This window comes from Shewanella sp. 10N.286.54.B9 (assembly GCF_041468565.1).
In the GTDB taxonomy this organism is placed as follows: Bacteria; Pseudomonadota; Gammaproteobacteria; order Enterobacterales; family Shewanellaceae; genus Shewanella.
Genome location: NZ_JBFRIY010000011.1, coordinates 1 through 23,419, shown reverse-complemented (window position 1 = coordinate 23,419; position 23,419 = coordinate 1). Strand labels below are relative to the sequence as shown.

General features: G+C 46.1%; 29 protein-coding genes and 1 rRNA gene. 5 read left to right on the top strand and 25 right to left on the bottom strand.

Annotated elements, in window-relative coordinates; all coding sequences use genetic code 11:
- The first annotated feature begins 9 nt into the window (after positions 1-9).
- Positions 10-125: ribosomal RNA gene (gene rrf, locus AB4135_RS03525) — 5S ribosomal RNA — on the top strand.
- Between the two features lie 298 nt (positions 126-423).
- On the opposite strand, the gene AB4135_RS03520 is transcribed toward rrf, so the two are convergent.
- The 12 genes from AB4135_RS03520 to AB4135_RS03465 form a co-directional block, all read right to left on the bottom strand.
- A complete protein-coding gene (locus AB4135_RS03520; RefSeq protein WP_371990362.1) occupies positions 424-981 on the bottom strand; it encodes a hypothetical protein in 558 nt (185 codons plus the stop codon).
- A 273-nt stretch (positions 982-1,254) separates the two neighbouring features.
- Positions 1,255-1,542 (bottom strand): hypothetical protein, encoded by a 288-nt coding sequence (locus tag AB4135_RS03515; protein ID WP_248976408.1) that lies wholly within the window; start codon positions 1,540-1,542, stop codon positions 1,255-1,257.
- Between the two features lie 36 nt (positions 1,543-1,578).
- Positions 1,579-2,016 (bottom strand): hypothetical protein, encoded by a 438-nt coding sequence (locus tag AB4135_RS03510; protein ID WP_371990361.1) that lies wholly within the window; start codon positions 2,014-2,016, stop codon positions 1,579-1,581.
- Positions 2,017-2,018: 2 nt separating this feature from the next.
- On the bottom strand, positions 2,019-3,011 hold the full coding sequence (locus AB4135_RS03505) for a flagellar motor protein MotB (RefSeq protein ID WP_371990360.1): 993 nt from the start codon (positions 3,009-3,011) through the stop codon (positions 2,019-2,021).
- A complete protein-coding gene (motA, locus tag AB4135_RS03500) occupies positions 3,011-3,868 on the bottom strand; it encodes a flagellar motor stator protein MotA (RefSeq protein ID WP_371990358.1) in 858 nt (285 codons plus the stop codon). Before motA ends, AB4135_RS03505 begins: the two co-directional genes overlap by 1 nt.
- 14 nt (positions 3,869-3,882) lie before the next feature.
- Entirely contained in the window at positions 3,883-4,605 is a 723-nt protein-coding gene (locus AB4135_RS03495) for an RNA polymerase sigma factor FliA (protein WP_371990357.1), read from the bottom strand.
- A gap of 12 nt (positions 4,606-4,617) precedes the next feature.
- Positions 4,618-5,073 (bottom strand): flagellar basal body-associated protein FliL, encoded by a 456-nt coding sequence (gene fliL / locus AB4135_RS03490; protein ID WP_371990355.1) that lies wholly within the window; start codon positions 5,071-5,073, stop codon positions 4,618-4,620.
- Positions 5,074-5,087: 14 nt separating this feature from the next.
- Positions 5,088-6,134: a flagellar hook-length control protein FliK gene (locus AB4135_RS03485; RefSeq protein ID WP_371990353.1), complete on the bottom strand. Its 1,047-nt coding sequence runs from the start codon at positions 6,132-6,134 to the stop codon at positions 5,088-5,090.
- Positions 6,127-6,450, bottom strand: a complete 324-nt coding sequence (locus AB4135_RS03480) for a hypothetical protein (protein WP_371990351.1) — start codon at positions 6,448-6,450, stop codon at positions 6,127-6,129. Before AB4135_RS03480 ends, AB4135_RS03485 begins: the two co-directional genes overlap by 8 nt.
- Positions 6,419-6,799, bottom strand: coding sequence for a flagellar export chaperone FliS (gene fliS / locus AB4135_RS03475; protein WP_371990350.1), 381 nt, complete (start codon positions 6,797-6,799; stop codon positions 6,419-6,421). Before fliS ends, AB4135_RS03480 begins: the two co-directional genes overlap by 32 nt.
- Positions 6,800-6,812: 13 nt before the next feature.
- Positions 6,813-8,189 carry a flagellar filament capping protein FliD gene (gene fliD, locus AB4135_RS03470; RefSeq protein WP_371990348.1) on the bottom strand — a complete coding sequence of 459 codons (1,377 nt, stop codon included), beginning with the start codon at positions 8,187-8,189 and terminating at the stop codon, positions 6,813-6,815.
- A gap of 273 nt (positions 8,190-8,462) precedes the next feature.
- Entirely contained in the window at positions 8,463-9,269 is an 807-nt protein-coding gene (locus AB4135_RS03465) for a flagellin (protein WP_220739885.1), read from the bottom strand.
- A gap of 240 nt (positions 9,270-9,509) precedes the next feature.
- Between AB4135_RS03465 and fliB the strand changes: the two genes are divergently transcribed.
- Entirely contained in the window at positions 9,510-10,685 is a 1,176-nt protein-coding gene (fliB, locus tag AB4135_RS03460) for a flagellin lysine-N-methylase (RefSeq protein WP_371990346.1), read from the top strand.
- A gap of 34 nt (positions 10,686-10,719) precedes the next feature.
- Here the strand turns inward: fliB and AB4135_RS03455 are convergent, their stop codons facing one another.
- The 13 genes from AB4135_RS03455 to AB4135_RS03395 are packed head-to-tail and all read right to left on the bottom strand — an operon-like array spanning position 10,720 to position 21,179.
- On the bottom strand, positions 10,720-11,739 hold the full coding sequence (locus tag AB4135_RS03455; RefSeq protein WP_371990344.1) for a hypothetical protein: 1,020 nt from the start codon (positions 11,737-11,739) through the stop codon (positions 10,720-10,722).
- 17 nt (positions 11,740-11,756) lie between these two features.
- On the bottom strand, positions 11,757-12,674 hold the full coding sequence (gene flgL / locus AB4135_RS03450; protein ID WP_371990342.1) for a flagellar hook-associated protein FlgL: 918 nt from the start codon (positions 12,672-12,674) through the stop codon (positions 11,757-11,759).
- A gap of 9 nt (positions 12,675-12,683) precedes the next feature.
- Positions 12,684-14,057 carry a flagellar hook-associated protein FlgK gene (flgK, locus tag AB4135_RS03445; RefSeq protein WP_371990341.1) on the bottom strand — a complete coding sequence of 458 codons (1,374 nt, stop codon included), beginning with the start codon at positions 14,055-14,057 and terminating at the stop codon, positions 12,684-12,686.
- 49 nt (positions 14,058-14,106) lie between these two features.
- On the bottom strand, positions 14,107-14,520 hold the full coding sequence (locus AB4135_RS03440; RefSeq protein ID WP_371990339.1) for a rod-binding protein: 414 nt from the start codon (positions 14,518-14,520) through the stop codon (positions 14,107-14,109).
- On the bottom strand, positions 14,520-15,650 hold the full coding sequence (locus AB4135_RS03435) for a flagellar basal body P-ring protein FlgI (RefSeq protein WP_371990337.1): 1,131 nt from the start codon (positions 15,648-15,650) through the stop codon (positions 14,520-14,522). Before AB4135_RS03435 ends, AB4135_RS03440 begins: the two co-directional genes overlap by 1 nt.
- 37 nt (positions 15,651-15,687) lie before the next feature.
- Positions 15,688-16,185, bottom strand: coding sequence for a flagellar basal body L-ring protein FlgH (locus AB4135_RS03430; RefSeq protein WP_371990335.1), 498 nt, complete (start codon positions 16,183-16,185; stop codon positions 15,688-15,690).
- Positions 16,186-16,221: 36 nt separating this feature from the next.
- Positions 16,222-16,896: a flagellar basal body L-ring protein FlgH gene (gene flgH, locus AB4135_RS03425; RefSeq protein WP_371990334.1), complete on the bottom strand. Its 675-nt coding sequence runs from the start codon at positions 16,894-16,896 to the stop codon at positions 16,222-16,224.
- A 55-nt stretch (positions 16,897-16,951) separates the two neighbouring features.
- Positions 16,952-17,737 carry a flagellar basal-body rod protein FlgG gene (gene flgG, locus AB4135_RS03420; RefSeq protein ID WP_371990332.1) on the bottom strand — a complete coding sequence of 262 codons (786 nt, stop codon included), beginning with the start codon at positions 17,735-17,737 and terminating at the stop codon, positions 16,952-16,954.
- A 23-nt stretch (positions 17,738-17,760) separates the two neighbouring features.
- Positions 17,761-18,495, bottom strand: a complete 735-nt coding sequence (locus tag AB4135_RS03415) for a flagellar basal body rod protein FlgF (RefSeq protein ID WP_220739868.1) — start codon at positions 18,493-18,495, stop codon at positions 17,761-17,763.
- 9 nt (positions 18,496-18,504) lie between these two features.
- Positions 18,505-19,713, bottom strand: coding sequence for a flagellar hook protein FlgE (flgE, locus tag AB4135_RS03410; protein WP_371990330.1), 1,209 nt, complete (start codon positions 19,711-19,713; stop codon positions 18,505-18,507).
- Positions 19,714-19,735: 22 nt separating this feature from the next.
- The gene (locus AB4135_RS03405; RefSeq protein ID WP_371990364.1) at positions 19,736-20,401 is read right to left on the bottom strand and encodes a flagellar hook capping FlgD N-terminal domain-containing protein; all 666 of its coding nucleotides are present in this window, start codon (positions 20,399-20,401) and stop codon (positions 19,736-19,738) included.
- Complete coding sequence (gene flgC, locus AB4135_RS03400) at positions 20,401-20,820, bottom strand: flagellar basal body rod protein FlgC (RefSeq protein ID WP_371990328.1); 420 nt, start codon at positions 20,818-20,820, stop codon at positions 20,401-20,403. Before flgC ends, AB4135_RS03405 begins: the two co-directional genes overlap by 1 nt.
- Before the next feature lie 8 nt (positions 20,821-20,828).
- Positions 20,829-21,179 (bottom strand): flagellar basal body rod protein FlgB, encoded by a 351-nt coding sequence (locus AB4135_RS03395; RefSeq protein WP_220739860.1) that lies wholly within the window; start codon positions 21,177-21,179, stop codon positions 20,829-20,831.
- Positions 21,180-21,263: 84 nt separating this feature from the next.
- On the opposite strand from AB4135_RS03395, the gene flgA reads away from it, so the two are divergent.
- The 3 genes from flgA (at position 21,264) to AB4135_RS03380 (ending at position 22,879) form a co-directional block, all read left to right on the top strand.
- Positions 21,264-22,010, top strand: a complete 747-nt coding sequence (gene flgA / locus AB4135_RS03390; protein ID WP_371990326.1) for a flagellar basal body P-ring formation chaperone FlgA — start codon at positions 21,264-21,266, stop codon at positions 22,008-22,010.
- 136 nt (positions 22,011-22,146) lie between these two features.
- Complete coding sequence (gene flgM / locus AB4135_RS03385) at positions 22,147-22,428, top strand: flagellar biosynthesis anti-sigma factor FlgM (RefSeq protein ID WP_371990324.1); 282 nt, start codon at positions 22,147-22,149, stop codon at positions 22,426-22,428.
- Positions 22,421-22,879: a flagellar protein FlgN gene (locus AB4135_RS03380; protein ID WP_371990322.1), complete on the top strand. Its 459-nt coding sequence runs from the start codon at positions 22,421-22,423 to the stop codon at positions 22,877-22,879. Before flgM ends, AB4135_RS03380 begins: the two co-directional genes overlap by 8 nt.
- Positions 22,880-23,419 lie beyond the last annotated feature (540 nt).

Sequence of the window (23,419 nt, the reverse complement as noted above, 5' to 3'; positions counted from 1 at the left end):
CCAAATTTGTCTGGAAACCATAGAGCTGTGGTCCCACCTGATCCCATTCCGAACTCAGAAGTGAAACACAGTATCGCCGATGGTAGTGTGGGGTTTCCCCATGTGAGAGTAGGTCATTTCCAGGCGCCTAATAACGATAAATCCCTAGTGCTCTGCGCTAGGGATTTTTTCGTTTATCAGCTTTTGAATTACTGACTCGAACATGGGGAAATTGAAAGCGCATGCGAAGCATGCATCATTACATGTGATAGTAGGGCGAAGTGAGTGCGTTTATGAAGCGTAGCTTCATGCACTTATGTAGCGCGGAGAGCTCGCTCGAAGCTGGCCATTTCCAGGCGCCTAATTTCTCGTAAGAGAGTAGAAAGCCCGTTGCTAATGCAACGGGCTTTTTTACGTCTGCAATTTGTGCTTGAGGCGTTAACGCTAATGGTATGTTAGTGGTTTTATTTGAAGATTCGGCGGCTCGGGCATGGCTTGACACAGGTCGTCAAACAGTGAGAACAGTTCAGTCAACACAGTTTGTAGGTGCGCTTCGCTGTAACACCAAGGTTTTTGTTGCACGCGCCAATCATCCCAACAAATATCCTCCCCTCGCGATAAGCGCTCGGCCACCGCCAGCTGCTGATAGCTGCCGCCACCAATGCGAGTGTCATCGCGCCATAAATCAAAGTGAAAGCTCACTGCTTGACGGATCTCGATCATCAGCCGCATATGCGAATAGGCGAACTTTTTTTTATTGAGCATAAAGTAGCCGCCCTCGCTCTTGTAATAGCGAATAGGGTAGGCAAAAGAGGTCACTAAATCGATTTTGGTGTCTAACGCCACGTTAGGGTTAAAATCCCCGGGCAGCTTTGGAAACTGCTCAAGCAGGGCATAATAGCGTTCAGCAAAGTTCACCTGTTTAGCAATGGCAATCACCGGCTCAGACACCTTGCTTAACATAAACTCGCGCTGCTGCTCAGTTAACGGCTCATGTGGCATAATAATGACCTCTTTTAATAATACGAATTAGGGCTGCCAGCCTGCTGGCGGCTCAGCTTGAAATCTTAACTCTGGCAGCAATGCTTTGAAACTGCGAGTTATTCATCATCTGTTGGGGAGATATTTGTGGGATATGATGAGAACCACAAGCTTTTTTGATTGAGCGATGTTATTGAGGTTCACAAGGGGAAGTCAACCTCAGTAGCTGTAGTTACTTCAACGCTTTACTCGATGTGCAAGGACCTAGGGGCTGCAGCTACTTGCTGAGTGCCATTAGTTGAAAAAAAAGAAGTAGGCCAGCAGTAGAAATGACAGCAGAGCCCCGCCAATAACCGGATAAATCAGGTAGCTGTCGCTCGATCTGCGTGCTCGCTTAAAACACAAATTGACTAAAAGAAAATTAAACAACGTCACCATGATAGAAGCGGCCACGCCTTGCTTAAAGGGCATATCTTTAAGTTCAGTGGTTAAATACAATAGGATAAACCAATCAAGTAGTATCAAATACAGAAAGAGCTTTTGTAGACCATCCGGGCCTTTTCGCTCATATGATGAAGCCATTACTATCTCCCTACTGTCGACGATACTCATTCTGTATTACACTGATTTATCGCTTAAAGACGTTATTTTCTTAATAATGCTAAGGGTCTTTTGCTGATCTTCTATACCCCACTTAGCGCCAATGAAATTTAGCTTTTCATTAATAATCTGCACTCGCATTACTATGATGGGTATCAACTCATCATCGACGGTGATTGATAGCTGTTGATTCGGTGTTAGCTTGCAGCGACTTATCATCCCTACGCCACCTAAGCCGACATCTTTAATATTTGCTATACCAATAGCTTTAGCGCCTCGCCATGTGGGTTTAAACAACGAAATGGTTACCCCATCGCAAGCAAGCACAATATTGCTGTCATTGTCTTCTCGTAATGAGTGCCTTGAATGCTGACGACTATCAATACTCGGCTTAGCTTTAGCTTGCTCTTGAGTTGCCGGTATAAATTCACCGTGTTGTGTTAGAGGATTATTCACGATTAGCGATATCTCATTCTGGGTTTGTTTGCCTCGGCAACTTGCTTAGCGTGGTCTATTTCAGCGTCTGATTTAGGTTGTTCACTGGATATTCCCATCATCTGCCGTAATTGTGTTTCTGCATCGGAGGTCATCACTAGCATTTCGATTCTTCGATTAGCTGCAGCGGCAGGATCTTCGGCGATATAGGGAGCTTGGTCTGCCATACCGGTTACCTGAATGACTTGATCACGTTTTACCCCTGAATATTCTAGTACTCGGCGAGCGAGCAAGGCTCGCTTGCTTGAAAGCTCCCAGTTAGTGAATGTTTTACCTGCGTAAGGGCTTGAGTCGGTATGCCCCGAAATACTCATTTTGTTCTCGACCTTGCCGAGTATCGGCCCTAAAGCCATCAGCAGATCCTCAAAGTAAGGTTTCATATTTGAACTACCGCGGGTAAACATGAACTGATTGACATTGTCATGCATCAATATACGAACGCCTTGGGGAACCACTTGTAGTTCAACGTTGGCATTCATGCTGACATCGGTAATGACTTGCTCTATCTCTCTCGCTAAAAACTCTAATTGGGCCTGTGTTTCAAACTTTCCAGGGACTAATGAGTTGAGCTCGGGGCCAATGCCTGCTTTTACGTTATCTTTTCCTAAGGGGATATGATTGTGCATTGCTGGACCACTGCGATCGACACCGGTCGCGGTTGCAGGTAGAACAGCTTGTTGGAGGGCTATATTGCCCTGAAAATCAATCAGTGAAGGCGAGCGGCTCAGATCAAACGGGTTAATAGATCCTGTTGAATACAGATCACCCTTTAAGTACTGAACAATCATGGTTCTTTCTTGTTGATCTGCTATTTGCATAATCCATAACACCATGAATAGTGCCATCATTGCCAGGGTAAAATCGGCAAAAGCCACTTTCCAAGCACCGCCGTGACCAGGCTTTGCTTTGGTTCTCTTCTTACGCCGAATTACGATAGGTTCAGGACGAGTAGCCATTAGCTTTGCTGCTCCACCATCCAGCGTTCTAGTTCGATAAACGTAGGTCGGTTTTCGCTTTGTATCTGCTTACGGCCAGCGTCAATTGCCAGCATTGGGGGCTTGCCTTTAGCGAAAGAGGTTAGCATCGCTGCAACACACCTGAGCTGTGCTGACTTACGTTCAACTAAATGTTCTAGCGCCTTAGACAACGGGTCGAACAGGCAATAACAGGCAAAAATCCCGATGAATGTGCCGACAAGTGCCGCTGCTACTTTGACACCGATCATGGTTATTGGACCGTCAATATTCGACATGGTGATGATGATCCCCATTACGGCAGCCAAAATACCGAAGCCTGGCATGGCTTCTGCCACTTTATTCAGTGCCAGTGACGGGCGCATCCAATCCTCTTCCATGCGATGGATCTCTTCATCCAATATATGTTCAAGATCATGGGCGGAGAGTTTACCGATAGACTGTAGACGTAAATTATCGATAAGAAATTGCAGTACCGTTGGGTGTTCTAACACTGTGGGGTACATGAGAAATAGCGAGCTTTCTCTCGGCTTTTCCACATGGTCATCAAGCACTTTAAGTCCTTGAGATTGGATTTGAGCCATTAACATACCCATCAAGCCAAACAGTTGGGGATAGAGCTCAGGGTCCTCTTTTTCGACTCTGACCAACTCTTTTATTTGGTCAAGCATCTCCACTAGGACGGGTTTAGGGTTAGCGATAATGAGTGCACCCATACCTGCACCAAATATGATCAGTATCTCTGCTGGTTGCCATAGGGAGGCTAAGGTTCCTCCTGCCCAGACATATCCACCAAAAACTGAAAAAAGAATGATCATTAGCCCTAAAAGTTTGCTCATACTACCTCACCTGCTTACCGATCCCATTGTTGGTATATTTTCTGAAGCTGCTTTACTGCTTGCTTATGCAATTGACAGATCCGAGTTTCTGTTAATCCCAACGTGGCGGCTATTTCTTTTAAATTGAGTTCATGTTGATAGTAAAGCGACAGAATTACCTGTTCTCTTTTGTTTAATTTCGAAATTGCTTGGAATAAAGTTTCTTTGGCGGATATTTGTTCAAATACATCTCGTTTATCTTCGAAATGGCCGCCATCACTAATTAATTCATCTAGGCTTCGCATTGATTCTGATTGAGAGGCATGCAGACGTTTACGGTAGTCTTCTTGATTGAGCCCCATAGCTTGGGCGACTTCATTGTCGCTCGGTGCTCTTTCAAGCATTTTGGTGAGCTTGCGAACCGTATCGTTAAGTTCGTGGGCCTGCTGTCTCACTGGTCGAGGGCGCCAATCTTGGCGGCGAAGTTCGTCGAGTATGGCGCCTCTAATTCGCTGGCCAGCATATGAGATGAAGCCGTTGTCATATTCACCTGGATAGCGCCTTGCGGACTCTAATAACGCCATCATGCCTATTTGCTCCATATCTTCGCTGGCCAAAACTGATCCACAATGGCTACGAAGTTGAGAAACAGAGCGTTTTACTAGCGGAAGGTACTGCATCATCACTTGGCTTTCGGACAGGCGATTAACCGTGGGTTCTTCTGCTGTTGTTTGATAAGCGACTTGTGCAGCGTTCATAGTATAGCTCTCCTATTGAATGACCATCCGAGTGAACAGCACGTCATCGAGTTCTATACTGAATTCATTTTCTGCCAACACATTAGTTAGTAACAGGTGCGCCTCTTTTTGTAATGTTTCAAACTGTTGAGCGTCGTTGAGTTCGTTGAAATGTTTTTTGGAGAACATTTTCATCAGCGAATTACGGATCACCGGATCTGCCTGCTTGATCGTAGTTTCGACATTTTTAGAGCGACTTTTGAAAGCCATCTCAAGTAATAAATAATGAGGGTAATCATCGCCAGGTACTGAGATGACAAATTTGTCTAATGGGTAAAATTTGGCAGAGATAACTTCATCTTCGACGGCTGAAAATGGTCCACCTATGATTGTTGGCGATTGCCAGCCAGCCCAAAACACAGCGCCACTCCAGATAACGATAAATAGAAGAATTGTTATTTTTTTCGTACTTGTATTACTAAATGCCATGAGTGTTTCCTAAGTTATGCCAATAGATCGACTTCATCTTGCTGTGAAAGGCTATCAACTGAGCTATCGGTGCTTGAGAGGGCTGCCGCTGCAATCGTTGCGGTATGTGGTTGTTGGTTGTGTTTCTTTTGCTCACCTTGTTGATTGATATCGACATCAATTTGGCCGCCATGATCCATGGCTAATTCGTTGCGTAACCTGTCTAATCCCATTAACAGTGCATCACGAACAGCGGGATTCGCGGCATGCATTTGAATATGCAGCCTGTCGCCATCTAAGCGTATATTGAGCTCTACTTTGCCAAGCTCTGGTGGATCTAATCTCAATTCAGCTTGTTTAATCTGTTGGTCAATTTGAAAGCGTAATTGTTCACGCAATGGAGCGAGCATCTCTTGGGCTTGCTGCATCATTGGAGCGGCTTGAGAGACAGAAACTGGCCCCCATTGAGCTACGGTAGCTTGATTTCTAGAGGCGCCGCCAACGATTTGCTGGCTAGACTCTAGCGCTTCACTGGCCAGTGCATCACGAGCCAAAGCAGCGATGGCAGGCTGAGAGGTCGCGGTGGCTTGAAATGCATTCTGTATCATTGATGGGGTCGACTTTAAGTCGCCATTTTGCATTGGCTGTGGCGAATAACTCTGCTGCGATAGTTGTGGCAACGAAGATGTGGTTTGGCTGGCATTGGCGCTAGTCGCTGCTGTCTGAGCATCATTCGGCTTTGAAATCGGCCCCATTGCTACAGGGTTTAGAGCGCCTTTGATGTCTGGGCTTTGCTGTTGCAGTGCCGAGTTTGTTGCAACGCTATTGTCCGGGTTAAAAGTTCGAACTATCGTTGTTTCGCTGCTATTGATTGCGGCGTTGGTACTTGCTATCGCTGTTGATTGGTTAGCAGTATTGATGCTCTGCGCCGCAACCATAGCAAAAGAGAGGATGTCATTAGACTCGATTCCCTCTGGGTTATCGTTCGCCGCACTATGCATCTTGTTGGTTGTGGCTAAAGGCGAAGCTGCAACGCTACCCTGGGTTAACGGGCTATTTAATGCTGTATAGGGGCTAATCATAATCTTCTCCGCTCAATTGAGTCAGTTGATAAGCGGCTAGCCCATCTTGTTGTTGCTGAAATTGACTCATCTCAATCGCCAGTTTCGCTTTAGCTTGTGCTAACTGCTTAACCACTGCTTGATGGACTGCTGCCAGTGATTTACGCGCCAGGAGCTGCTGCCTATTACTCGGCTTTCCCGCGGCTGTTAACGCTGAAATCATCTTGGCATTGACCTTTTCAAGTGCTTGCCAGTCTTCGGCATTAGCGTGAAATTGGAGTGCCTTCTCAAAGTAAAGCCATTGCTTAATTGAGGTTGGTCCAACCTTCTCTGACATTGGTTATTACCTTTGTTATTGGCGCTAACGCCTCGATACTATTTTCTACGCTAGCTGCCACGAGTTGGCGGCTACAGTAGTCATACAGGCGGTTGAGCCCAGCGGCGACTTCGCCACCGCTTTCAAGATCTAACATTGAGTCGAGTCCGTGAACGATATTGAGGCATTTATTGATACTTTGCCCTTTGTCCTCATAGCTGCGGCGCTGCATAAAACCGCTGGCTCTTTCGATCTCTTCTAAGAGTCCGTCCAGCAGCATTCGCACCATTTCATGTGGATTTGCGGCAGCTGCTCTAGCATCGAGTGAGGTCTGTTTGTAAGCATTAAACGGATCGTGCTCATTCAGCATTTGTTAGGCTTCCTTAATAAAACAGCGCACTGGCTGAATTAAGTTGGTTAATGGTGTTTTCCATTGCGGTAAATTGAGATAGATAGATTTGATAGCGCTGTTGCATTTGATAGTCATGTCTAGACATGCTGTCTTCGACCCTATCGATCTGTTTGTCTAAGTTGCTTTGTTTTAGATCTAAGTAACCACTAGACTTAGTGAATGGGTCGATAATGGTGTCAATACGATCGACATAACTGCCGCTAGCGGTGAACATCTCTTTAATCGCATCGGCATCATCTTTTAGTGCTTGGCTAAGCTTGTCTTCATCAATACTAAGCTTGCCGTCGCGGGTCATCTCGATACCGACGTCAGACAAACGCATGCCATTAGGCGCGGCTTCAAATACGCTATTGCGCATACTGTTTTGCAGCATTCTTAAACTGGAGTCGCCCTTTAATACCCCAAGCTGATCTTCAGTGATTGAAGAGGGAGCATCTTCATCGTCGTCATCTTTATCTTTGTCCGCATCATCGTCTTTGTCTTTGTTGCTTTCATCAACAACAGAGCTTCCCATGGAGCGCGTCAGCTGGTTGATTTGATCCATGAGCTCATTGAAAGAGTCTACAAAGTCTTCGACCGCTTGCTCGCTAGAGCTGGAGTCAGATTCAATTTTAATGGTGCTGCTTTCACCAATGGCGTGAGCTTGGTTTAACTCAATTGAGACGCCATCAATAACATTACCTAGGTAATTACTACTGCTGGTGATATCGATACCATTGAGGGTGACTTCAGCATCTTGTGCAGCCTTTCTTTCAGTCATGCCCCAGTCGACACCATCCATTTTGACATCGACACTATTGACGGCTCCTGACTCTTTGGATGTCATCATCAGCTCTACCTGACCACCGGTTCTGACCAAAGAAGCTTGTACTCCTGGGTTGTCAGCATGGTTATTGATTGCATCTCTAAGGTCAGCGACGGTGCGAGTACCGTCAGCATTGAGCACTGCCATATCAATATCGATGGTGTCAGCGGCATTGGGGCCAACTTGAATGCTGAGTACGCCTGTAGTGGGCAGCACTTCGGTTTCACTGGCAAAACTTTTGGACAGTTGGTGAGATTGCGCCAACTGCTTAACATAAAGATCATAAGTGCCAGCTGGTGCATCGCTGTCGACTGTAATTGAGGCACTTTCATCACTGATTGATGAGGTTTTACTTTCGAAAGCATCACCATTAATCGCTTCAAGTTTACTGGTCATTCTTTTAAGGCTGCTTTCTAATATTTCATAAGCGTCAAGTTGACTTTGATGCTTGGTCATACTGGTTTTAAAAAGCTGATCTTTGCCCATGCGTTCAGCCGATATAAGCTGCTCTGCAAACGTTGCTGCACTCATTCCTGAAATCATTATGATCCTCCAATATAACTGGTGTGGCAATCTTTGTGCCAAAGGTTAATCTTATGTTTTTAAAAGGTTTTAAAATTTGTTTGCTGTGTTGGAAAGCGAATGCGTTTCCGTTTTATGTTGCACTAGGGAAGCTTAACTTCCGCTTTTAAAATCGCTTTAAAGCGTCAATCGCATAGTGTTAATAAGGCGACATTAGTGGGGAGGTTCTGAAGTTATTAGCGAATAAAAAAAGGGCCAAAAGGCCCTTTGAAGAAAATTGGGAGGGAGGAAGATTTAGCCCAATAGACCCATAACCAAACCAGTGTTTTGGTTGGCAGAAGACAGGATGTTGGTACCCGCTTGAACCAATAGTTGGTTCTTGGTCATATTGGCAGATTCAACAGCGAAATCGGCATCCATGATGCGGCCAGCAGCGGCTTTAGTGTTTTCAGTCACGTTAGCAAGGTTTGAACCTGTGTGACCTAGACGGTTGATGTTTGCACCTAATGTAGAACGCTGTGTGCCCACTTTGTCGATAAAGGTATCAATCTTATCGATAGCACCTTTAGCCGCGCCAGCAGCTGAAATATCGTCAGTTACACCAGCAAGGTCAGCTTTGGCTACAGTAACTGAAAGTTGTTCAGTTGCGCCTGCACCAATTTGGAATTCAACACCTGCACTCAATGTATCAAACAGTTTGTTGCCTGAGTATTCAGTGTTATCAACAATACGAGTGATCTCTTTAGTAAGCTCTTGGAACTCAGCGTTAATTGCTTTTAAATCTTCAGCAGAGTTCACGCCGTTAGCTGCTTGAGTAGCAAGCTCTTTTTGACGGTTAGCGATTGTTGATAACTCATCTAATGCACCGTCAGCGGTTTGCAACATAGAAGTGGCATCGTTAACGTTACGGCTAGCGGTTTCCATACCAGTTACGTTGGCATTTAGGCGAGTCGCAATTTGTAGACCAGCAGCATCATCAGCAGCGCTATTGATACGCAGACCAGTAGATAGACGCTCCATTGCATTGCTTAGCAAGTCATTGTTTTTAGTTACAGAGTTTTGAGAAACGAGTGAAGCATAATTAGTATGAACTGATAACATAGCGTGTTCCTTTAAGCTTTCGAAGAATTATTGTGTGTCACAATTGATAAAACGACTGCCAAAAGCAAAACTGAAAAACCAGATAAATTTTTTTCAACAATAATTTTTAAGCCTATGAAATAAAACATTAATTATTTTTGATTTTTTATCATTCACAGTAAAAAATTGTGCTTAAGCACTTTAGAAAAAGCCAACTCTAGTCGCCTTTTTATAGCATCTTGAAGCTCAAAGAGGCTATTCATGGAAAAGTCGTTGGTAAGACCCAGTTTTGTTACTAATTTCAATTGCATTGGCAGTGAGTGTGAGGATAGCTGTTGTTATGGTTGGAATATTTATGTTGATAAGCAGAGCTACAAGAAGACTATGGCTCACCCAGAGTTAAAGGATTTAGCCAAAACCGCACTAAAGAAAGTAAAGAAGGGTGACAGTTCTTGGGCGAAAGCGGTGCTCGGTGAGAAGGGGGCTTGCGGTTTTTTGGATAATAATCAGCTATGTCAGATCCACGCTAAAGCGGGCGAATCATTACTCAGTCATACCTGTAAGACCTATCCGCGGATGTCTCATATGAAGGATGGCGATCGTTATGAGAGCCTATCTTTATCTTGTCCAGAAGCTGCGCGGAAAATTCTATTGCAACCGAATGCGTTTCACTTTGAACGTATGGCGGTGACGCATAACAATCAGTTTGAGGCAACTCCGTTGTGGGCACAAAAAGCGCACGACTGCTCGATTCAATTGTTGCTCAATAGCCAGTTAGAGATTAGTCATACGTTGACTGCTATCGGCATTTTAATGAAAACGGTTGAGGCGGTTAAGCAACTCAAGCAAAACTCAAGTAGCATCGATGCTATGTTTCAGCAGCTGGTTGCTTTGGCTGACAGTGGTGAGCTCAAGCAGCAGGTAGAAAGCTTTAATCAAGATACCGACTTACAGAAAAAACATGCCTTTACATCACTCCACTTATGGCTCAATACCAATAAACCAGTACGGGGCAGGTTGAGGTTTGAGCAGATTAACCAAGCGGTGAGTCGTATTGTGGATGAAGAGGGTAACTTTAGTGTAAAGCAGCTCGATAACGCTTGGCAGCAACACGCACAGCCGGCACTTGAGAAGCATGCAGATCTGTTTAATCGGTACTTATTCTATTACCTCTACCATACTAATTTCCCGCTAGTGGATAAGTTAAGTCCGACCGAAGCATTTAGAGTGATGATGGTTGATTACTTTATGTTGCGTTGTTATCTCGCGGCGATCGCTGCAGATAAACAAGCGTTGACTGAGCATGACATTATTATGTGTTTTCAGGTTTATCACACGAGTAGGCAACACAAAGCTAATTTCAGTAAGTATGTGGTTGTTCTGCTAAATAAATGCGGATTTGATGAGTTACCAGCGATCTTAACCTTAATGGCCTAACCTTGGCTGCCAGTTCTTGTTAGCTGGCAGTTTTTTACGACAATAATGCCGATACTTGAGTGCGAGTCATATTAGCTTGCGCCATTAAAGAGGTGACTTGTAAGTTAAAAGGCGAGGGTTGCATTAAGCTCGTCAATTGAGTCATGGTCGTCTCTAGATCGGCAGACGTTGGTTTTTGGCTATTGATGCGTTGCAGTTGTTGCTGGATCTTTTGCTTACTTTCAGCCAGTTCCTGTAACTGCAACTCTACTTTGTGCATTGATTTAGCTATTTTGGCCATCGCTTGTTTGAGCTCTTCATTGCTACCAAAACGCCACTCTCTAGGATCTTGCCAATTGAGCTCTTCATTAACTTTAATGCTTCTCGCCTCGCCAGCGGGTAAGCGTTGTCCTTGCCCGGTCATCAATAATCCAGCTTGTACCTGCTGCCATTGTGACTTATTGCCTTGGAAGATGAACTTGCCATTTCTATCTATAGCAGCATGAATATCCAAAGGTTTTAGCGCACTGCCAAGGTGTTGAACCAAATTGTTGGCATTTTCATTGGCGGGTAACAGCACGCGTGAACTTTCGCTGCCAAGTTGAATGGTAATATATTCATCACGCTGCTTTGCAGCACTTAAGTCGACAGATTTTAAACTGAAACTATGTTTAGCTGCTGGTCTTGCTGCGGAAATAAGGTTGAGTTGATGATCAACTAAGGGTTTGTTTTGGTAGCTGATATCAAGCTGAGCAAGCTGGTTTTGCAACTGTTTTGTTCGCGCTTGCTGCTGCGCGCTTTGCTGTATGCTTAGCGATTGCTTTGCCTGGTTGTGCAGTTGCTTAAGCAGGGCTTTAACTTGCTGTAGGCCTTGTTCTGCAACCTGAGTAGCACTAATTTTATGCTGCCCTTGAGTGACTTTTGCCCACTTGCTATAACTTTCAAGTCGATGAGTTGGAATTGCTGCTGCATTTGGTGCTTGTTGCTCACTCAGTACTTGTTGAGCACCCATGGCTGGCGCAACCGTTTGGCTGCGCTGCTGAATATTTAATGTGTCAGTAATCCCATGGAGCATTAGTCAGTGGCACCTTGTTACATATGGTTAAACAGTGATAGTTGCGTCACCTGCACGAATGTTTGCTGGGTGACCTTAAGTGCTGTGAGCTTTAGATTAAACTCGGCAGTGGCCTGAGCATAATCTAAGCCTTCTGTTTCGCCTATGACCTCTTCATTAAACAGCACACGCTCTTCATGGGAGGTTTGAATAAGACTAATGGTATTTTGCTTGCCACCAATGTCCGTTATCGCGGAGCTAATACTGGTAAGTGTATCATCTAAACTGGTTAGCATGTCGGTTGCACCTTGGCTAAAGGTTGGGTCACCTGGTGCTAAACTTGGATCGTTTAATACAGCGATAAAGTCTTTGGTTTGGTTAAGGAGATCGGCACTACCATTGGAGAACATAAACTCCGATGCCGTGGCATTGGCTGTCATCCAAGAGGAGCCAGAAGTTTGCACTTCGCGATGATTGTTATCACCTTGATAAACGTAATTACCACTGGCATCTTGGCTAATGGGTGCTGTGTCGGTGAGATTACCAGAGAAAAGGTAGTTACCGCCTTCATCTTTAGCATTCACAGTGTCAGTAAATGCCTCTAACAGCTCGCTCATCTCAGCCGCGTAAGCTGATCTATCTTCAGGGGATAGGCTGCCATTATTTGCGGCAACAGTAATTTCTCGCATACGAGTTTGCAGCTCAACCATACTCGACATATAAGTCTCGGCGCGGCTGAAGCTGGTGCTCAGCGATTCAGTATTCTTAATATATTGGTTAGTCGCCGCTAAATCGCGTTGACCGCCAATGACTTTTACCGAGCCAATTGGATCATCGGAGGGACGCAGTATCGACTTACCCGTCGCCATCATCTGGTTGAGCTTAGAGATGTCAGCAGTCGAGTTTTGTAAGCTTTGCAAGTTATTGCTGTAAAGGTTGAGCATACTTACGCGCATAAGAGATCCTTAGATACTGTTTAAAATGGTCTGGAAAAGCTGATCTGCAGTCGAAATGACCTTAGCGTTTGCCTGATAGGATTGTTGATAGATAATGAGGTTCGTTCCCTCTTCATCCATATTTACCCCACTGGTACTCGCCCATTGTGATTGCGCTTCCATTTGCAGTTTGACGGCGGTGTCCTCTGCCATTTGCGCTTGACGAGACGCTGAGCCTAACTCGCCCACTTTACTGGCGAAAGCATCAGCCATGGTGGTATCCACCCCGAGAGAGTTAAAGGTAAAGTTAGCACTTGCCAATTCCACCAGTTCTTTGAGGTTACTGTTGTCACCGGGAGTGCCATCTTGCCCAAATGCCAACATATCAGCATTAAAGCCGTTGGTGATTTTTATGCTGCCGGCAGGGTTATTTGGGTCATAACTGAATAGATCTTGAGTGGGGGTATTGCCATTCAGATCCGTTCCGCCAGCAAGCACCGCATTAAATTCATCTGCGATGGTTTTGGCAAGCTCGTCGATAAAAGCCATCGAATCCACAAGGCTATTGTCGCGATAATCAACTAATGCACCTAAGCTGCCACCGGCTTTTTCATCGAGAGGAAAGTTAGATTGGCCGAACTGGATGCTAATCTGACTAAATTGCGGATTCGTGGGATCCGGTGATACTTGGATTTTTGATGCTGTTGTGCCAGCAAGCAGAGGTTGACCCTGTGCCAGCGAAATATTCACCAGCCCGTTAGACTCTTCAACGACTTTGACATCGACTATCTGTGATAGATCATCAATCGCCGCATCACGTGCATCAAGCAGCGCCAAAGGTACATTACCATTGGCATTTGCTGCTTGGATTTCGGCATTAAACTTAGCGATGCTTTCTAGTTGGGCGTTAATCTCTTTGGCTGAAGCGCTAATCTGACCTTCGACCTGAGTGATCTGAGAGTTGACGCCCTCACTGATAGAGTTAAATCTTTGACCGATTGCTCTTGCTTCATTGAGTACGCCTTGACGGTAAGCGATTTCGTTTGGTTGCTCCATCGCGGAGTTAAGCGAAGCAAATAACAAGTCTAATCCCGCGGAGATACTATTGCCCTCGGAGCCAAATACTTGTTCCACTTGACCAAAGTAACTGGATTGCACTTTAGCAAAGCCTAGGTTGCTGGTGGTGTTCCACAATTGGGCAACTTCATATTGGTCGGATATACGACGCACGCCGTCTACCATCACCCCAGAGCCACTGCCGTAAACGCCGTTACCTACCGAGCTCATCATGACTTGCTGGCGCGAGTAACCTGGCACCATGGCATTGGCAACGTTATTGGAAGTGGCATTGAGGGCCGCCATACTGGCGTTGAGTCCCGACATACCAATATTGAGCATGCTCATATTGTGTCCTTTTATCTTGTCATTAGCGGCATTGCTGCCGCTGGAGTAACTACTCTTTCACCTTGGGAATGAACGGCACAATTAGTGCTGGTTGCATTGCGGTGGTATTGGCATTTGCAGTTGTATGATTATTAGAAGCGACCATCTCTGGCTGCGACTTAAGTGCACCTTGCAATTGTTTACTCATTACGCTCGCAAGGCCGGTGCTTTGCATCTGGCTCAGCCGCCCAGCAAGCTCGGCATCGTGCCAATCGCGATACATGCCATTGTTCTGTGAAGAGAGCGGACTATCTTTATCTGCCATCACATCTGACGCTGAGCGCATCTGCTTCAGTACGGTTTGCAGGAACTGGGCTTCAAACTGTTGGCTGACGAGCTTCAGTGCGCCATGTTCACCATTGGCCTGAATTAATTCGGAGGCGCTAAGTTGATTAAGATAACTATGGTTATTGTCTAGTTTCATTAGATCACCACCAGTTCAGCTTCAAGGGCACCGGCTTCATTAAGTGCCTGGAGAATGGCCATCAGATCCATTGGCGAGGCACCAAGACTATTGACTGCACGGACGATATCATTGAGCGCAATGCCTTCAGGCCAAACAAACATATGGCCGTTGCCAGTATCTATGCCGACTTGGCTATCTGATACCACCACAGTTTCGCCTTGGGCTTGGCCCAAAAATGCGCCATTAGGTTGGCTAACAAACTCTTGCTCTACGATGGTGACGGTTAAATTACCGTGGCTAACGGCGGCTTTTCGTACCACCACATCGCCACCCATCACCACTGTACCTGTGCGACTATTGAACACAACGCGAGGAGCTTTGCGCCCTTGCTCAATTTGCAACTCTTCGAGCATTGACATAAAAGTTACCCGCTCACGATTAGAGCTTGGCGCACGCACCAAGACTTTGGCGCTGCTATCAGCTTCTGCAACACTAGGACCAAAAAGATCGTTGATGGCACGTTCAATATTACGTGCCGTTTTAAAGCTTGGAGCTCTAAGATTGAGGACGATCTGCGCAGTCTCGTTAAAGTTACTGTGCATTGACGCTTCCAATAGTGCGCCATTAGGAATATTACCGACGGTGGGGACATTGATCGTCACCGAGGTACCGTTGCGACCTTGGGCTGAAACGCCGCCGACCACTAAGTTACCTTGGGCCACCGCGTAGATCTCACCATCAACAGCGCGCAGTGGGGTCATAAGTAGTGTGCCGCCACGCAGACTCTTTGCATCACCTAATGAGGAGACGGTGATATCGAGCGTTTGTCCTGGACTGGCCAGAGCAGGCACTGTTGCGTGTACTGCAACTGCTGCCACGTTCTTAAGTTTAGGGTCGATTTTGTCATCGATTTGCACTCCAAACTGTTTCAACATATTGACGATCGACTGACTGGTAAATCTAACTTGGGTTCTATCACCCGTGCCATTAAGACCCACGACCAAACCGTAACCCACTAGTTGGTTTTCGCGGATCCCTTGCACATCGACAATATCCATCAGGTAACGGTTCTGTTCCGCTGCTTGTACATTAAAAAGTGGCGTGATAGCTAATAAGCAACCAAAGAGGAATAAGAGGATTTTGTTCATTTCACGTACCTTGAATTTTGGTTGTTCATATCCTGACTCATAGTGGTTGCCAATGGCTGCTAAAATAGCGTGATGTCCAATACTGACGGCAGTCTTCTGCAGTTGCACTTGAGTGGCTATAAATAATTCGTGCATCAGTAATGCGTTGCGATGAGATGGTATTGCCGTAACTGATATTATCTTGGGTGACTGTTCCTAGCAGGCGTAAATATTCGTCACCTTTAGCAGGCTGTAGCCACTTCTCACCGCGTATGAGCAGAATGCCTCTAGGCAGGATTTGTTCGACTCTAACGGTTATTGATCCTGTGAGTAGGTTTTGCTGACGAGTCAAGTCCGAATCTTCTGGACTATTTTCTTTAGTAATCGCAGCCGCTTTCTTATTTGACTTAACACTCTCATCTAACGCGACAATCAAACTATCACCGACGTGAATGGCACGTTTTTTTCGAAACAATGAGTTGGTAAAACTCTGCAGTGAAAAATGTGGCATCGCTGTGAGTAATTTGTCGTTTAAAAAGTGGTTACTTCCACCCATGTTATATCCCCTGATTTTGGCGATTAAGATCATGCTTCATAATGGGAACCAAGGGCTATTAAAGTAGCGTGACGCCCAACCCATGCGGTTGCTGTCAGAGATCGCACCTTGGCCGCCGTAGATGATTCGAGCATCGGCAATACGTTGGGATGAAATTGTATTGTCATTGCCAATATCATCGGTACGGATCAAACCGAGTAGGCGTAAGTACTCATCGCCCTGGTTGAGCCTGAGCCACTTTTCGCCGCGAATAAGCAGGGCACCATTGGGTAGCACCTTAGCAACGGTGACAGTAATCGAACCTGATAGCTGGTTTTGCTGAGTACTGGAACCTGTGCCGTTAAAGGTGCGTCCCATGTTGGCTTCGCCGCTACCTGCAACGCTATTGCTGCCCGTGGTACCTTGACCATCAATCGACAGTCCGCTGGCTTTATTGGTTTTGGTATCGGCACGCTTACTCGAATAGGTTTTTTCATCCAAGGCTACGGTTAAGATATCGCCTTCACGAAAAGCACGCTTGTCTTTAAACAGGGTTAACATAAAACCTGGGCGATAAACGCTGCCATCTTTAGCATCGGGCAAGCTGTAGTCGATTTCTGGCGGCGCCCACTCAGGTTTTCCCGGCTGAGTGTCTGGCTCAGGAAAGTGCGCCATACAGCCTGAAAGTAGCATAAGCATTGCGATTCCAAACCCTATCCGTAGTTGTTGCATGGTGATCCTTTTCGAGTCAATTAAGGGGGCTAAGCGCCATCTGCCTGAGCGAGTACTACAAGGCTTGGTTTAGGAATTTGAGCATGTCATCTGATGCTGAAACCACTTTGGCATTCATCTCATAAGCGCGTTGCGTTGAAATCATCTCCACCATCTCTTCCACCACGTTGACGTTGGCTCCCTCTAGCGCACCTTGACGAATTTGACCCAGTGCTTGGTCACCTGCAACGCCTTCAATAGCTGCACCTGAAGCACCCGTTTCGCGGTATAAGTTGTTACCGCGAGCTTCTAATCCAGCTGGGTTAGTAAAGTTAACTAGGGTTATTTGCCCTAGCTCTTGTGAATCCGCTTGGCCTGCCATCTGCGCTGAAACGATGCCGTCGGTAGCGATGGTGATGGTGAGTGCTTCTTCAGGGATCTCAATGTTTGGTACTAGCGGTAAGCCTTGAGAGGTCACCATTAACCCTTCGCTATTACGGTAAAACTGCCCATCGCGCGAGAAACTGATATCGCCATTCGACTCTTCAATTTGGAAAAAGCCTTGGCCCTCAATCGCAAGATCTAACTGTTGATTGGTGGTTAACATGTCGCCTGAGGTAAAGACCTTTTGGGTACCGACAACTCGAGTACCTGTTCCAAGTTGCAGGCCTGAAGGCAGTTCATTCTGTTCATCAACTTGGCCACCAGGTTGGCGCTGTACCTGGTAAAATAGGTCGTTAAAAGCGACACGGTCGCGCTTAAAACCTGTGGTGTTAACGTTAGCCAAGTTGTTGGCTATGGTGGTCATTTTGGTATCTTGGGCGGTCAAACCTGTCTTACTGACCCATAGTGCTGATTGCATCTGTTTAATCCTTTATATTTGCGCTAGGCATCTCTAAGTAGCCTGTTGCCTGCTTCTGCAAGTTTTTCGGCGCTTTTCATTAGTTTGACTTGGATTTCAAATTGTCGACTTAGATCCATGGCAGCGATGAGTTCACCTACGGCTTGCACGTTGCTTGCTTCAAGAAATCCGCTACTTACGGTGACTTCATCGTTGGCGGGCAATGGTTGGCGATCTTGGGTGTATAACAGGCCGTCGAGACCTTTAGTCATGATGTCCATGTCAGGGTTGACCAGCTTCAACTGACCGACCTCTTCGATGATGCCATTTTCATCGGCGACGATACTTAGCCTGCCATCATCACCCACAAACAGCTCGCGGTATTCTGGTAATACGATAGGGCCATCGACACCAGCAACAGGGCGGCCATCTAAGGTTAATTGACCATTAGCATCGGGCACTATTGCACCAGAGCGGGTGTAGCCTTCGCCATCATCGGTCATGACTGAAAACAAGCCAGCGTCATTGATCGCTAGATCTAAGGTTCTGCCAGTAGGATTGAGTGCACCGCTTTGCTGACTGAAACCACTGCTTTGGGTTTGAGCCAATACACGAGTTTGCAAGCTGTTGCCTGTGGCCGCCACGGTCATGGCATTGACGCGTTCAAGATCCGCTTTAAAGCCTGTGGTGTCAGCATTGGCTAAATTGTTCGCGCGAATGGCTTGTGCTTCCATCACTCGGGCTGCGCCAGTCGCTGCGGTATATAGCATTCTGTCCATGAATGATCCCTAGATTGCGTTGAGCAAGGCTTGTTGCATGGTTGAATTGGCATCGAGCACTTTGGCGTTTGACTGATAGTTGCGCTGGGCAGTCATCAAGCTCACCATCTCTGCGGTGGTATCGACATTTGATCCTTCAAGGTAACCAGATGCGACTGAGCCCAGTGTGCCGGTAGTTGGTGTGCCAACGATTGGCTGGCCTGCAGCGTTGGTCGCCGTCCATGCATTATTGCTGACAGGGATAAGCCCATTAGGGTTGTTAAAGTCTGCTAATACAACTTGGCCTTGAAGCTGCTCTTGACCATTGGTGTAAGTACCAAAAAGCATACCGCTTTCATCTAAACGAATACCATTGAGTTCACCAGAGGTATAACCGTTCTGGCTCAAGCTTGAGTTATTGTAGTCAGAAGCATACTGAGTGCTCTTGTCGTAACCCAGTGCTAAATTCAATGTTGATGCACCACCAATAATGGCTGGGTCGGCGATGTTGAGTGTCAGTGAATCGCCACCGGTTAACATACCGTCAGAGTCAAAAGTCAGCTGATGTCCGCCAACAGGAGTCACATCAACGTCATCCATCATGTAGTGCACAGACCAAGTATTGTCGGCTGTTTTGACATAGTACTGGGTAAGCGCATGCTCATTACCGAGTGAGTCATACGCTGCAACAGTGCTCGATGAGTGATAAGTGGCCGCATTGTCAGGATCAAATGGATTAGCGACAGTATCGATGCTATCAACGCGCGCGTCTAAATTTGAGATAAGCCCGATAGTAGAGGTTGCTTTGGCTGGTAGGGCGCCAGCTTCAACTTGTAAGTCGGTAACATTACCGGTCTGCAAGTTGCCTGTAGTACCGACTGAATATCCCTGTAGGCGATTACCCGCAGGATCAGTCACAAAGCCATTTGCATCTTGATTAAACATACCTGCACGGGCGTACATGGTATTGCCATCTTGACTGCTAAGCACAAAGAAACCGTCTCCTTGGATCCCCATATCGAGCTGACGCCCGGTATAAGTTAAGCTGCCACCCATAGAGAAGTTTTGGCTGGTGGACATCACGTTTACACCGCCAGCTTGTCCGCCATTATAGATAGCTGAAAACTCACTGCGCCCGCTGCGAAAGCCGACAGTTGAAGAGTTAGCAATGTTATTACTGATAGTATTTAGATCTTGTGTGGTCGCTTGTAGGCCACTTAACGCAATATTGAAAGACATCGATTAATCCTTTGCTAACAAGTTATGAGACTTCAGAGATTTCAAGCACTGACAGCGTGCCTAGACCATTGCCAAGTTCTGCCATCATCATTCCAGAGGCGCTGACAAAATGTATTTTTTCAATTTCTGCTTTTAGAAACGTATCCGCTGTCGCGGTTTCTTCACCGTTGGTGGTATTGGCGACAATACTGTAATCGCCAGCGGGTAACCCAAGTGCTTCAGGGTCAATCGTAAATGCAATATCGCCTGCTTCTTGCGAGCCCAGAGCAATGGTATGCACCACTTCACCAAACTCATCGACCAGATCGACACTAAGATCTTCTGCGGCGTTGGCCAAAAATACCTTGCCATCGAGCGGTTGATTACCGAGGTTGAATTCAGAGGCGGGAACCATGGCATTTTTACCGACAAGGTGAGCCGATTGCACGATGCCGAGATTTTCCATCTGCACCATTTGTGATGCTTGATTAGAGCGCATCTGCTCTAAGCTTTCGACTTGGGAAAACTGTGCGAGCTGCGTCACGTACTCAGTGCCATCGATAGGGTTAGTTGGGTCTTGGTTCTTGATCTGCGCAATCATCAAGGTCATGAATTCATTCTTGATCGCCGCAGCATCATTGCCGGGAGAGTTCATCACATCGGCAGAGTTGGCAACGTTGCTGTTATTGCTGGCTGAAGTGACATTCATCATTTAGCTCCTAGCTGCAGTAAACCTTGCTGCATAGAGCGAGCGCGGTTCATGACTTCGACACTGGTTTCAAATGAGCGGCTAGCAGCCATCATGTCAGCCATCTCCTCAACGGTGTTAACGTTTGAGTAGGCGACGTAACCTTGTTCATCAGCATAGGGATGATCGGGTTCATAACGTAAATCCAATGGTGCATCGGTTTCGACCACTGCGGAAACTTCAACGTGAGCTCCAGCTACTTGGCCTTCCTGTGTTTGCTTATAAATGGTCGAGAACACAGGTTTCAGTGCGCGAAATGCTTGCTCTGGGCTTTCTGCGGCCGCACCAGCATTGGCCAAGTTACTGGCAACGGTGTTGAGCCTAATGGTTTGTGCATTCATGCCGGCTCCGGCAATCTGATAAATTTCTGAAAATGACATAATGTTGCCTATTGACCTTCGATAGCGGAGCGTAGACCTGAAATTTTCATATTGAGAAATGTCAGACTAGTTTGATAATCCATGGCATTTTGTGAATACCGTGCTTGTTCTTTACCTAGCTCTACCGTGTTTTGATCCGCTGAGGTTTGGTATGGGATACGATAGCTTTCTTGATATTCTCGACTGGCAGGCATTCCAGCGTTGAGCTGGCTCATCATCGCTTTGAAGTCGAGATCACGTGCTTTATAACCAGGAGTTTCGGCATTGGCTAAGTTGCCCGCTAGCATTTTGCTACGCTCGACCCTGAAATCTAATGTTTGCGGATGAATGCCTAATGCGGCTTCGAGGTTGATAGCCATTGCGACTCCTAGTATGGTTAATGCAATTCAGTTATCCCCTATCTATCCAAATAGTGTGCCAAGAGTATTAACTTAGGATTATCAATGCCTTACTTGTTTTTGTTGTTAGTAAACGGAACCTACATTTCCTGTTTCCTCCTCATCTTTTCCTGTTTACTTCCGCAGCATGTTATAGCGCAAGAGGCGATAACAGCGCCGATACAGATCGAGCAACAACTCAGCCAACGCCTCACTAATGAGCTTGAGGAATGGCAACTGCAGGCAGGTCTGTTGCAGGTTGATAGCAAGATTAAAGTTAAGCTGGCATCGGGCGCCAATAAGCTTAAATCCTGCCAGACAACATTAGTGATAGAAGGTGGGAGTGCGGTGCCGCTTGGTAATGTGCAGCGCAAGGTGAGCTGCCAACAACCAAGGTGGAGCCTCTATGTTAGAGCAGGAGTTAAAGTAAGCGCCCGCTTACCTGTTGCCAAGCGAGCAATTAAGCGTGGCGAACATATTTTGGCCGCCGATATTGAGTGGCAGCTGGTCAAACTGTCTGTTTCAGATCGAGATTTGGTTACCGATATAGACCAGATAGTGGGTCAGCAAGTGGTGCGTAAACTACGTCGCCATCGAGTAATCAAAGCCCAACAACTGGGTAAGCCTCAATGGGTCAATATTGGTGATAAGGTTATTATCGAGGCGCGCAGTAATGGCTTCTACGCCAATATGCCTGGTGAGGCATTGGAGGCGGGCGGTGAGGGGGAAGCCATTCGAGTGCGTAACTTGAGTTCTGGCAAAGTCATCTCCGCTTATCCTATCGCTAAAGGGCGGGTCGCTACCCTGTTTTGAAGGCCGCTTATGCTCGCATTTTACCTTAGCGCAAGATATCTGCGTTTTGGTTAAAAAAAACTCCAGTTTTCACTTCAGAATTGCACTTTGTCAGTCGCTTTACTTCCTATAGTGGGCGTATATGAAGGCGAGCCAGATGGAAATTAACAAAATTAATAGTGCAATGAGCACTGAAATGGGCACCAGTAAGAGCAACAGAGGTACTGTCCAGCCTTTAAAGCCAAGTTCTGATGTTGCAAAGGCTGCAGCGGTAGTCAGCGATGATTGTAAGCTTATTGCTCATGCAAAATCACGGCTTGAGCAACTACCCGATGTAGACATGGATAAAGTGGCAGAAGTCAGACAAAGTCTGATTGACGGTAAGTTTGATCTCAACCTTGATAAAGTTGCAGACGCAATGGTGCTGCAGCATGGTTGAGCCAATCAGCAAGAGTGCTAAGCGAGAAACCATTCAGGGTATCGTTCGTGGGATCCGCCAAGATATCGATGGCTACAAGCAGCTAAAAAGCTTATTGAAGCGTCAGCGAGAGTTGATGCAGCGTCGAGATAATCAAGGTTTGCATCATCATAACGAACACCAATCTAATTTATGTAATAGCTTGATGATAAAAGCGGCTGAACGTAAAAAAATGCTTGAATTATTAGGTTTTCAAGGCAGTGCTAGTGGCATGCGTTCTTTGATTGAACGTTTACCAGAATCATCCTCAGAACAAGTGGCAATGCTGTGGAATAATCTGGTTTCTTTAGTTAAAGAGAGCAAGCAAGTGAATGAGGCGAATGGCAAATTACTAGTCGGACAACAAGAGGTAATTAATCAATTGCTGCAACGTGATCAGCAGCCTTCAGTCGACTATGGCGAAAAACGATAGTTTATCGTGAGTCAATACCTGCTGACTTTTTTGGACAACAGCGAGTCATCACCAAGAGCTCAAAGGTAGGTCAAGAGAATGTATCGCAATCATGTGCATTTCACCTGCCTTGAGCTTTTGCAAGCCGCCGTAACTATATCCCTATAGGCGCTACTAAATCATCCATGATTTAGAAGCTTGCACAGCTCAAAGCCAGTGAGTAGCTAGTATTAGATCCAAACTCGTGATTGGACATAAATGAGTTATCACCAAGAGTTTAAAGGTCAGTCAAGAGAACGTATTGCAGTCATATGTCATTCACCTGCATTAAGCTTTTGCAAGCCGCCGTGAATATATCCCTATAGGCTCTGCTAAATCATCCATGATTTAGAAGCTTGCACAGCCCGCTGCAGATGAATAGTTAGCATGTAGTCGTTAACTCGTTTTTGGACATTAATGACTCATCACCAAGAGTTTAAAGGTCAGTCAAGAGAACGTATTACAGTCATATGTAATTCACCTGCCTTGAGCTTTTGCAAGCCGCCGTGAATATATCCCTAT